The organism is Acinetobacter sp. AG3, from assembly GCF_022343575.1.
Classification (GTDB): domain Bacteria; phylum Pseudomonadota; class Gammaproteobacteria; order Pseudomonadales; family Moraxellaceae; genus Acinetobacter; species Acinetobacter guillouiae.
This window is the reverse complement of the sequence record NZ_JAKQZD010000001.1, coordinates 244,800-256,680: the sequence shown is the minus strand read 5'-3', so window position 1 is coordinate 256,680 and position 11,881 is coordinate 244,800. Positions and strand designations below refer to the sequence as shown.

The 11,881-nt window shown below is 40.1% G+C and carries 11 protein-coding genes and 1 riboswitch; of the genes, 9 read left to right on the top strand and 2 right to left on the bottom strand.

Annotation, left to right across the window (positions count from 1 at the left end):
* Positions 1-90 precede the first annotated feature (90 nt).
* Positions 91-1,368, top strand: a complete 1,278-nt coding sequence (locus L3V46_RS01170; RefSeq protein WP_004725315.1) for an aminotransferase class I/II-fold pyridoxal phosphate-dependent enzyme — start codon at positions 91-93, stop codon at positions 1,366-1,368.
* A 73-nt stretch (positions 1,369-1,441) separates the two neighbouring features.
* On the opposite strand, the gene phoU is transcribed toward L3V46_RS01170, so the two are convergent.
* On the bottom strand, positions 1,442-2,164 hold the full coding sequence (gene phoU, locus L3V46_RS01165; protein ID WP_004725313.1) for a phosphate signaling complex protein PhoU: 723 nt from the start codon (positions 2,162-2,164) through the stop codon (positions 1,442-1,444).
* A gap of 262 nt (positions 2,165-2,426) precedes the next feature.
* Between phoU and L3V46_RS01160 the strand changes: the two genes are divergently transcribed.
* The 8 genes from L3V46_RS01160 to L3V46_RS01125 all read left to right on the top strand — a co-directional run bounded on the left by L3V46_RS01160 (position 2,427) and on the right by L3V46_RS01125 (position 10,619).
* Positions 2,427-3,632, top strand: a complete 1,206-nt coding sequence (locus tag L3V46_RS01160; RefSeq protein WP_239044733.1) for a hypothetical protein — start codon at positions 2,427-2,429, stop codon at positions 3,630-3,632.
* A gap of 65 nt (positions 3,633-3,697) precedes the next feature.
* On the top strand, positions 3,698-4,750 hold the full coding sequence (locus tag L3V46_RS01155) for a hypothetical protein (RefSeq protein ID WP_239044732.1): 1,053 nt from the start codon (positions 3,698-3,700) through the stop codon (positions 4,748-4,750).
* 53 nt (positions 4,751-4,803) lie between these two features.
* Positions 4,804-4,937: riboswitch (TPP riboswitch) on the top strand.
* 135 nt (positions 4,938-5,072) lie between these two features.
* The gene (gene thiC, locus L3V46_RS01150) at positions 5,073-6,968 is read left to right on the top strand and encodes a phosphomethylpyrimidine synthase ThiC (protein WP_239044731.1); all 1,896 of its coding nucleotides are present in this window, start codon (positions 5,073-5,075) and stop codon (positions 6,966-6,968) included.
* A gap of 75 nt (positions 6,969-7,043) precedes the next feature.
* Positions 7,044-7,664: an NUDIX domain-containing protein gene (locus L3V46_RS01145; protein WP_004816566.1), complete on the top strand. Its 621-nt coding sequence runs from the start codon at positions 7,044-7,046 to the stop codon at positions 7,662-7,664.
* A gap of 9 nt (positions 7,665-7,673) precedes the next feature.
* Positions 7,674-8,483, top strand: a complete 810-nt coding sequence (gene cpdA, locus L3V46_RS01140) for a 3',5'-cyclic-AMP phosphodiesterase (protein ID WP_004816563.1) — start codon at positions 7,674-7,676, stop codon at positions 8,481-8,483.
* 208 nt (positions 8,484-8,691) lie between these two features.
* Positions 8,692-9,219 (top strand): RNA polymerase-binding protein DksA, encoded by a 528-nt coding sequence (dksA, locus tag L3V46_RS01135; RefSeq protein ID WP_004725300.1) that lies wholly within the window; start codon positions 8,692-8,694, stop codon positions 9,217-9,219.
* A gap of 4 nt (positions 9,220-9,223) precedes the next feature.
* Positions 9,224-10,138: a tRNA glutamyl-Q(34) synthetase GluQRS gene (gluQRS, locus tag L3V46_RS01130; RefSeq protein WP_239044730.1), complete on the top strand. Its 915-nt coding sequence runs from the start codon at positions 9,224-9,226 to the stop codon at positions 10,136-10,138.
* Positions 10,139-10,193: 55 nt separating this feature from the next.
* On the top strand, positions 10,194-10,619 hold the full coding sequence (locus L3V46_RS01125) for a hypothetical protein (RefSeq protein WP_239044729.1): 426 nt from the start codon (positions 10,194-10,196) through the stop codon (positions 10,617-10,619).
* A gap of 61 nt (positions 10,620-10,680) precedes the next feature.
* Here L3V46_RS01125 and ftsW read toward each other — a convergent pair whose 3' ends face one another.
* Entirely contained in the window at positions 10,681-11,877 is a 1,197-nt protein-coding gene (gene ftsW / locus L3V46_RS01120; protein ID WP_004725295.1) for a putative lipid II flippase FtsW, read from the bottom strand.
* Between the last annotated feature and the right edge of the window lie 4 nt (positions 11,878-11,881).

The window sequence follows — 11,881 nt, the reverse complement described above, 5'->3', positions numbered from 1 at the left end:
TTATGATTTTAAAATATATAAACCCTTGTTTACTTCATATATTTATTTGTTACACTCTATTGAAATTTAATAAAAAGTTGACGGAAGAACATGACATATAAAGACGAAACTCTTGCCATACATGCAGGCTATGAACCAGAAGCAACCACTAAAGCGGTCGCCGTTCCAATTTATCAGACTACCTCTTATGCCTTTGATAATACCCAACATGGTGCGGATTTATTTGACCTCAAAGTTCAGGGTAATATTTATACACGGATCATGAACCCAACGACCGCTGTGCTTGAGCAACGTCTGAGTGCGCTTGAAGGCGGTATTGGTGCTTTAGCATTGGCTTCGGGTATGTCTGCGATCACCTATTCTATCCAGACCATTGCAGAAGCGGGTGACAATATTGCATCGGTTTCAACACTCTATGGTGGAACATATAATTTATTTGCCCACACTTTGCCAAAACAAGGCATTGAAGTACGTTTCTTTGATTACCAAGATCCTGAAGCATTGCGCGGCTTGATTGATGAAAAAACCAAGTTGGTTTTCGTTGAGTCGATTGGCAATCCGCTGGGTAATATTATTGACCTAGATGCTATTGCTAAAATCGCACACGAATATGGTGTACCTGTGATTGTGGATAATACCGTTGCAACACCTGCCCTACTGAAACCTTTTGAACATGGTGCAGATATCGTGGTGCATTCATTGACCAAATATATTGGCGGTCATGGTAATTCGATTGGTGGCGCGATTGTCGATAGCGGTAAATTCCCTTGGGGCAAATATCCCGAGCGCTTCAAAGTCTTAAATACCCCTGATCCAAGTTATCATGGGGTGAACTATGTAGAAGCTTTAGGTGCTGCGGCATATATCGCCCGTGCACGTGTTGTTCCATTAAGAAATACAGGCGCAGCGATCAGCCCGCTCAGCGTATTCTTAATTTTACAAGGCTTAGAAACACTCAATTTGCGTATGGAACGCCATACTGAAAATGCACAAAAAGTTGCTGAATATTTACAGGCACATCCAAAAGTAAAATGGGTCAACTACGCTGGTTTAAAAGATCATCCACAACATGCTTTGGCACAAAAGTATGTCAAAGGTAAACCGTCTGCAATTCTGTCTTTTGGTGTTGAAGATGGTCGTGAAGGTGGCACCCGTTTTATCGATGCATTACAGCTGTTTACGCGTCTAGTGAATATTGGTGATGCAAAAAGTTTAGCCTGTCATCCAGCAACCACCACCCATCGTCAACTGAATGAAACAGAGCTAAAAGCAGCAGGCGTGAGTATTGATATGGTGCGTTTATCTGTGGGGATTGAACATATTGATGACTTGATTGCAGACTTAGAACAAGCACTTGCTCAAGTGTAATTTTCTTTTTGTGATCTTAAGTTTTCCAAATAAAAAGACCTGAATCATCAGGTCTTTTTATTTATAAATTCAATTATTTACCTTGAACTTTTTGTTCAATCTCTTCAACACTGGTATGTCGCGCATCAAAACCTTTTGCCATATAAATCACTTGTTCTGAGATATTACGTGCATGGTCACCAATCCGCTCCAGTGAACGCAATACCCACATCACATTGATGACACGACTAATATGACGTGGATCTTCGATCATGTAAGTCATCAGTGTACGTGTCGCGGATTGATATTCACGGTCAATATCGGCATCGGCCAACAAAACTTTTAATGCTTGTTCTGCATCCACACGCGCAAAAGCATCTAAAGCATCATGAATCATGACACGCACTTGATTGCCAATATGCCGTGTTTCCATATAGCCACGTGGCGATTCACCCTCTTCACATAAAGTCTGTGCAATACGGGCAATTTTTGCAGCTTCATCACCAATACGTTCTAAATCGGTATTGGCTTTACTCATGGCAATCACCATACGTAAGTCGATTGCAGCTGGATGACGACGCGCCAAAATCAAAGTCAGTGCTTCATCAATTTCTCGTTCATAACGATTGACTGTATTGTCTTGAAATTGAACATCAATCGCCATATTGGCATTGGTATCCAATAAAGCATGCACTGCATTTGCGACTTGTTGTTCTACCAAACCGCCCATGGTCATAAATTTGGTATTCACATCCTGTAAGTCCTCATTAAATTGAGAAGATATATGATGGTTTAATACAGGATTACTTGGGCTCAAGGTCAGATGCTCCACACGCAACAAAAACTATTTTTATGGGTTAATATTAAAGCATATTCATTATGAATGTTTTATGACAAGTATTTTTCTTTCAAATGAATTTCTCAATATCGCTCATTTCACTTCTGATCAAAGCAATTTAGAGTAAAGATACTACTACAATTTGCTGAATTTACATATGTCACTTTGCTGTGAGCATCCATTTATCGCAAATTCACGATGCTGTACTCAGGTTAATTTTTGCAGATCTTAAATCAGACACATGACTCAGTTTCTTGCAAAAAGTAACGTTTCATTATCACAAAACTACAAAATATTTCATTTATTTAGCCTCGATTCAGCGACAATGGCATCGAACAAAACTGAGCTTCTTTTAAATGCTGGTCGAATGAAATTTCCTCGCAATACCCTTCATTTTCTCATTTCAGGCATACTCGTTATCTTGAGTTGCATGGTGGTTATCGCGTGTCAAAAACCCACAACCGACATTGTCAAAGAATCCAAAGAAGCGCCACAAAAAGAAAATCCAATTCCTGATTTAACCCAAATTTGCCAAAATCTCAAAAATGAGATGCTGGCAATCAATGCAAAAAGAACCACGCTTGCGATAGAACAAGTCAATCAAGATATTCGTATGTGTTTGCCCTTGATGAAACCTGCGGAACAAATGGAATTGATGCATCAGTCGAAACGTATGTATCAACAATTTTTACAGATTGAGCGCACTTCAGAACAACAGCAAGCATTTGAAAACTATGCTTTAGATCAAGCTGCATACCCCACTATTCAACAGAGTAAATTTGAACAACTTAATCTGCGTGACCAATATTTATTACGTCACAAAGGCCAAGCGTATATTGAGCTGAGCGAACAAACAGATGATAAAATTGTCTATCGAAGAAGCCCGCAATATTTAGCAAAAGTTTTCGCGCCGTATCTGACTGCGCCTGAACAAGTTTTTATCGAAAATCTTGCACAACAAAATACCCAACCACTTTTTAAAAACCATAAACCCGATATTGAGGCTGAAGAAATTGCAAAAAGAGCTAAGTTTTGGCAAGAATATCTGCAAACTTATCCCAATAGCCCTTTTTTACATGATGCGCAGTTCTTAAAAAATGCCTATAGCAGTTTATTGTTTTTAGGCACTGAAGAAGCACCTATATCGAGCAGTTTTGAAAATCAAACTGATATCGATGCAGCCAGCTGGTTGGTGATTGAACGCTTGGCAAAATCCAATGATGGTGAGCTTTCAGCTCAGGCCAAGAAGTTTGTGCATTTTTTAGCGATGAGCAAAGAGCAAAGACAGCAAAAAATTCAAATTAGTGAAAAAGAACGCACTAAACTGGAAAATATCCCTCAATTATTGGCGCTGTCCCAGCTCAATCAATATCTAAATTTAAGCCCGATCGACTTTAAGCATGTTAAAAAAGATTGCTTTAGTGATGCGATTTGTTCTAACAGTTAGATGTTATTTTAGCTCAATTTTTATTATCCTTGTGACATTCAAAAATACACAACAACAGTCATACTATGAAAGCTTTAAAACAACATCTATCACTCACAACACTCTGCCTGTGTACCCTATTCAGCGCTTGCCAAAAGCACGAGAACAATCAAACAATTGAGACAACTAAAGCAGCTTCTAAAGCGACTCAGACCAGTACAGCTGAAATACCAGCACTTCCACAAGACTGTAACGAGATAGATACAAGCATCAAAAAATTAGAAAAAACGGTCATCGTTGAAGATTTAAATGACCTCAATCAATTACTAAAAAAATGCCTCGCATCTGCACCGTTAAAAACACGTTATCAATGGCAAGCAAAAATTGAAAACATTTATCAAAAACTCATTGCCGATGCCTCGCCTGAAGTCTTTCAATATATGACCGATACACTTGCAGACGGTCAGTCTATGACAGCTCAACAAAAACAAGAACTGTATAAAAAGTTAAAACCGCGTGAGAAATATTTAGTTGATCACGCAAAGGACTTATATTTAGCAAAATTTTATATCGGTGAAGGTGAATACACCTTTGTACAGCATCCACAATATGATCTGGATATTTTTGCACCCTATTTAGAAAAATCAGATCAGGTCTACTTTAAACAGATCCGTAAAGAATATACAGGTGCTAACTATATTATGGACGCAGGGCTAGCAATTAGTTTTGATGAAGTGGCCAATCGACTGTTATATTGGGAAAAATTCAATAAAGATTACCCCAACAACCATTTTAAACCTCAAGTCATAGAGAACATTGAACAATACCGTAGTGCACTTTTTCAAGGCGAGGATAACACCCGCACGCTCTGGTTCGATGACGATAAAATTGCAGATGAACAAGCAATCAAAGCGATTGAAAAAATTGCAAAAAGTAAAACTGCAAGTAGCCAAACTGCACAGAAATTTGTGAATTTAATCAACGCAAGTGAAAGGCTTTGGCAACAAATGCCAAAACCATCTAGACAGTATCCTGAAGATAACTCACCTGAACAGCAAGAGATCCGAGCACAACGTGAGGCATTTGAACAAAAAATTAAGAAATCTGTTGAGGAAATTCTGACTCAAAAAAATAATTGAAATTGATATCGGCATGCCAGCATATTTTTAATGAGAACATGCTAAGATTTAAACATCGCTTGACGGAGCGCGAGTAATTCCTCGCTGAGATTTAGTCAGTTTTGCATCTCCTTGCCAAAACTTAAACTAAAGTACCGTTGAACCTGATCAGGTTAAGACCTGCGTAGGAATCAAGCATCTAAAAACTGACAGCCCATAATTTATCTATTTTTTCGCAATAGCGCTTTATTCTGATGATGGATTTAGCAGATAAAATAGACTAAATTTGCCACCGTTTTTGGTCGTGCTTGATTCGTTGATGTCATTCATAAGGATCATTGTAATGAACCAATTAACGAATCTATCCCCTGCTGATCAATTGGCTCAACACGAGCAAGAAGCCAAAGATCTGACTCGAATTTTACCCGCATCTAAAAAAGTTTATATTCAAGGGTCACGCCCAGATATTCAAGTGCCGATGCGTGAAATTGAACTCACGGATACTCCGACAGGCCTTGGTGGTGAAAAAAATCCACCAATTATGGTCTATGATACTTCAGGTGTTTATACCGATCCCAACGTACACATTGATTTGAATAAAGGCTTACCCAATGTCCGTGAAACTTGGATTGAAGAACGTGCCGATACTGAGCATTTAGCCAGCTTAACCTCTAAATTTGGCCAAGAACGTCTAAAAGATATTCGTACTGCTGAAATCCGTTTTGCCCATATTCAAAAACCACGTCGTGCAAAAACAGGCAACAATGTCACACAAATGCATTATGCCAAACAAGGCATCATCACGCCTGAAATGGAATACATTGCGATTCGTGAAAATCAGCGACAGCATGAAGGTGTCGATATGCGCCAGCATGTAGGACAAAATTTTGGTGCACACAACCTCATGGAGATTACCCCTGAATTTGTGCGTAAAGAAGTCGCTGAAGGTCGTGCCATTATTCCAGCCAATATTAACCATCCTGAATGCGAACCCATGATCATTGGGCGTAATTTCTTGGTAAAAATCAATGCCAATATTGGCAACTCAGCTTTGGGTTCATCGATTGATGAAGAAGTGTCGAAAATGACTTGGGCAACCCGTTGGGGTGCTGACACCATCATGGACTTATCGACGGGTAAAAATATCCATGAAACCCGTGAATGGATTATCCGCAACTCACCAGTTCCAATTGGTACGGTACCAATTTATCAAGCACTTGAGAAAGTCGATGGTGTTGCTGAAGACCTGACATGGGAAATCTTTAAAGACACCCTGATTGAACAAGCTGAACAAGGTGTCGATTATTTCACCATTCACGCTGGGGTCTTATTACGTTATGTGCCGATGACAGCCAATCGTTTAACAGGGATTGTATCACGCGGTGGTTCGATCATGGCGCAATGGTGTTTGGCGCATCATGAAGAAAACTTCCTCTATACGCATTTTGATGAAATCTGCGAAATCATGAAAGCCTATGATGTGTCTTTCAGCTTAGGCGATGGTTTACGTCCGGGCTGTATTCAGGATGCCAATGATGAAGCGCAATTTTCCGAATTACGTACTTTAGGTGAACTGACTCATCGGGCATGGAAACATGATGTTCAGGTCATGATCGAAGGGCCAGGCCATGTGCCAATGCATATGGTCAAAGAAAATATGGACTTGCAACTTGAAGTTTGTCAGGAAGCACCTTTCTATACTCTTGGTCCGCTCACCACCGATATTGCTCCGGGCTATGACCATATTACCTCGGCAATTGGTGCAGCGATGATTGGTTGGTACGGCACTGCAATGTTGTGTTATGTGACTCCCAAAGAGCATTTGGGTCTGCCCAATAAGAAAGATGTTAAAGACGGGATTATCACCTATAAAATCGCAGCCCATGCAGCGGATTTAGCCAAAGGTCATCCGGGCGCACAAGTTCGTGACAATGCTTTATCTAAGGCACGCTTTGAGTTCCGTTGGGAAGATCAATTCAATCTCAGCTTAGATCCAGATACTGCTAGATCGATGCATGATGAGACTATGCCTAAAGAAGCACATAAGTCTGCGCACTTCTGTTCAATGTGCGGACCTAAGTTCTGCTCGATGAAAATCACCCAAAACGTGCGAGATTATGCACAAAATCAACAAAATGCAGCCCACCCTGTAAATAGCGAAACGCTTATAGAAGATGGTCTCAAAACCATGAAATCCGTTTATCAGGAACAAGGGCAAAAGTTGTACCATAAAGTGTAAAGATTAAAAAAAACTTTTGTCTTTCACTATTTCTCAGTTAGGATGAAGTGAATATGTTTCATCCTAACTGTGCACATGAACATCATTCAGCAAGCAACCTACACCCATAATGATGTAGAAATACAATCTCGTGAATATGCCTTTAAAGGTTTTGTTCAAGTCGAAAAAGTGAGCTTGCGACACCGATTATTTAATCAAACTGAATATACCTCAGCCATTCAACGTGAATTAATTCGCCGTAAAGAAGCTGCTGGTGTACTGATTTATAATGATCAACAACAAAAATTTGCATTGATTGAACAGTTTCGTGTAGGGGCAATTGATGATGAAATTTCACCTTGGCAACTCGAAATCATTGCAGGCGTACTTGATGGAGATGAATCTCCAGAAAGTTGCATTCGACGGGAAAGCATCGAAGAATCTGGATGTGAATTAAACCAAATCAAACACCTGTTTAGCTTCTATCCATCTGCTGGCGCATGTGATGAAATCTTTCATCTCTATGTAGCACAAGCCGCATTACCTGCTGAAGGTGGTGTGTTTGGTATGCCAGATGAAGGTGAAAATATCCAACTTCATATCATTGATTATTCAGATTTGAGTCTATTATTAAAAAGTAATCGTTTAAAAAATGCACCTGTGATTATGGCTTTGCAATGGCTACAACAGCACTTGCATGCATTTGAAGATGTCTAGGGGAAAGGCATGCAATCAGAGATATTGCCGCAAACAGATAAAGATAGAGTGATTATCCAAATCACAGATACACACCTGATGGATAAACCTGATGCAGAGTTTGTCGGGATTAATCCTGAAGAAAGCTTTCATGCCGTCATGGATGATATTCAGCAACGTTATAAAAATATCGATCTGATTTTACATACTGGTGATTTGGCTCAAGCTGCATTTCCAGAAACTTATGCGCGCTATTTAGAATATATGCAGCGTTTTGGTGTCGATTTTTACCAAATTCCGGGAAATCACGACAATATAAACTTGTTCCCGTTCCATTCGCCAGAACCTATTCCAGCAGTGATTGAGTTAGATCAATGGCGTATCATTTTGTTGAATAGTGCTGTGGGTGGACGTACCGATGGAAACATTCAAACAGAACAATTGGTCCATCTAAAACGGCTATTGGAACAATTGCGTGACAAGTTTATCCTTATCGCCTGTCATCACAATCCTTTTGATATGCATTCCAAATGGCTCGATCAACATAAGCTCAAAAATGCCGATGAATTAAAGGCCGTACTCGAACCCTTTGATAATATCAAAGCTGTGTTACATGGTCATGTCCATCAAGAATCCTATAACTTGTGGAATGGAATACAGTTTATTTCTACTCCTGCAACGTGTGTACAATTTAAACCCCTCAGCCAAGAGTTTTCATTTGATCCGATTGCACCTGGTTACCGTTGCTTACATTTAAAAGCCAATGGTGAATTTGAGACCTCTGTACACCGCTTGGATCACTTCAAAGTTACAATTAATGAAGAAATTTCAGGTTACTAGCTTTTCATTTTGGTTTTTTTCTATTAAGTTATTCGTCCAACGAGATATGCAGAAAGTCGAATTCAGGGTTAGGTGACTTTCATCTTGGTAAAAAAATCTATATGATGACGCCCCCGATAGATTCATTCTGTTGGTAGTGATAAAAATACTTGCATATCACCATATTTTTTGCGTATAGATAATACGTATATGATGAGGAATGCCCTTTATGGCGAATGACAACCAAAATCAAGTCTTGGAAGAACAAACAGCAATTGCAGATGATAAGTCTGTAAAGCGAGTGCGTAAAACCAAGCCGAAGACCAATGAAAACGGTACTACAGCAAGTCTATTCGGTATCGAGCCTTATCAGCCAAAGAAAAATGAAGAATACATGTCTGAGGGGCAACTCGAACATTTTCGTAAAATTTTGCTGGCATGGAAAGCAGAATTGATGTCGGAAGTGGATCGCACCCTAAATACAATGCAAGATGAATCTTCTTCTTTACCTGATGTAAATGACCGTGCGACGCAAGAAGAAGAGTTTGCCATCGAATTACGTACCCGTGACCGTGAACGTAAACTTATTCGTAAAATAGAGCAATCTATTGAAGCGATTAAAAATGATGACTATGGTTTCTGTGAAACTTGCGGTATCGAAATTGGTTTACGCCGTTTAGAAGCACGACCAACTGCAACTTTATGTATCGACTGTAAAACCCTTGCAGAGATCAAAGAGAAGCAAAATAACGGTTAATACTGTGTCAAATTCCTCCCCAACCCTCTCTTTTCCAAAGGGAGGGAGGAAGAGTACCGTATACAAAGGTCGGTTTGCACCCTCACCCACAGGGCCGTTACATTTTGGTTCCTTAGTGACCGCTGTCGCGAGCTATTGCGATGCGAAAGCGCATCATGGGCAATGGATCGTCCGTATCGAAGACACGGATATCCCTCGTATTTACCCAGATAGTGAACAGCATATTTTAAAATGCCTAGATGCTTTTGGCTTCCAATCCGATGCTGAAATCATTTATCAAAGACATCGCTTAGATATTTATCAATCTGTAATCGAACAACTCAAACAAAAACATTGCGTTTATGCCTGTGAATGTACTCGTAAAATATTAGGCTCAAATCATATCTATGCTGGCACCTGCCGAGACAAACAGCTCGACTTTCAAAACCAAGCCATTCGTGTAAAAGTTTCTGATCAAAACATTTGTTTCAATGACCGCTTACAAGGACAACATTGTGCCAACCTACAATACGATTTAGGTGACTTTGTACTGAAGCGTCGTGATGGCATTATCAATTATCAACTGGCAGTCGTTGTCGATGATTATTTACAAGAAATCAGCCATGTCGTGCGTGGTGCGGATTTATTGGACAATACTGAACGTCAAATTTGGCTAGGACAGCTTTTGGGTTATCCAGCTCTTGAATATATGCACTTACCCCTCGCCATGAATCATTTGGGGCAAAAACTCTCTAAACAAAACCTTGCGCAAGCGCTTGATCTCAAACATGCACCTGAATTGCTGTTACAAGCGATTATAGCACTTGGACAAGCTCCAGTAGACCTAGATCAGCCAGATCTCATGTTGGCTCAAGCTGTCGCTCAATGGGATATCTCTCGCATTCCTCAAGGGACAACGCTACAATCCATTTATCAGTAATCCCTGATTAAGCAACAATACCAACATAAGAATACCAACATCATTCAGGATTGAGATGAACCTTTTAAAAAATCTAATAACGCTGAGTTCTCTCATGCTCATGGGCCTTACACAGGTCTATGCGCAAATGGCAATTTTATGTATTTCCCCGATTTCTAAAACTGCTGTTGTTGATGAAATGAGTGGCGCACCACGTGAACAATGGGGTAAACCATTACCAACTTATTCAGTTCAAGTTGATCGCTCTGCAATCATCAAGGTCGATCACAAAACCCCAATCAAACTTAAATTTGCAAATACCCCAGGAAAACATCAGATCAAGATTTATGCCAATGGTGTATTGGAAACTTCGTTTTATTATTCCCCAACAGCGATAGATGTATTAGGACTGAGTGAGTCCGGTTATCAAACTTGGGATTGGGTAAAATTTAAGACCACTCAATCGGCATTAAAATATTGCAATACGCAAAATCCAAAATAAATTATCCATAAAAAAAGCCATTTGTGATCAAATGGCTTGTCTATTTAAGTGCAATAAAAAATTAAAAACTAGACTCTTCTCGCGCTGGATTGGCATCCTTGGTGGTTGCATCAATTTTGAGAATTAAACTGATCATCACCGCACACATAATTAAAGATGAACCACCATAACTAATAAATGGAAGCGTTAGCCCCTTGGTTGGCAACATGCCCATATTCATACCGGCATTCACCAAGATCTGTAATAAGAAAATTATACTGATCCCGTAAGCCAAATAGCCTGCGCGCAAATATTGATGATTGAGCGCACGCTGACCGATACGAATACAGCAAATCAACATCACAAACGAGAGTAGCAAAACGGTCGAAATACCAAAGAAACCGAATTCTTCACCTAAAATTGCCAACATAAAGTCAGTATGTGCTTCAGGCAGATAAGACATTTTTTGAATACTATGTCCTAAGCCCACCCCAAACCATTCACCACGACCAAAGGCCATCAAGGCATTCGACAATTGATAACCTGAGCCTAAAGGATCAGCCCAAGGGTTTGAAAATGACATTAAGCGTTCATAACGATATGGTTCAAACACGATTAAGGATACAAATGCCACCAGAATCGCACCAAATGCAAAGCCGAACTGGATCATGGGTGCGCCAGCCAAGAAGAACACACCCAGCATCGAAACAGCAATCACCACTGTTGCCCCTAAGTCAGGCTCTGCAATAATCAGTCCGACCGTCAGCAACATCACCACACCTAGACGTACCAAGCCCTTAATATTATTACGGACCTCTTCAGCACGACGAACCACATAGTCTGCGGTAAATATGGCCATCATCACCTTGGCGACTTCGGTTGCCTGCAAGGTAAATCCACCTACACGAATCCAACGTGTTGAACCATTGACCTCTGTACCCACCACTAAGACGGCGAGTAATAAAGCAATAGTGATCAACCACAATGGAAAGGTATTTTTAAACCAAAGGTTGAGTGAAACTCGATAGGTAATTGCGGCTGCAACAAAAGCCACCACGATCGAAATTGCATGACGAATCACATAGTGAAATTCGTTTTCATGCATTCGTTCGGCATAAGGCATTGAAGCCGAAGCCACCATCACCGTACCAATACACAACAATGAAATGACGCAAAATATCAGTACATTACGCGGTGTAATCTCTGCCGGCAATTTTGGCATCCAGCGATCATACACTTGGTGAATCTTACTTATAGTCGTCTGAGCTAACCCAGCCATACTT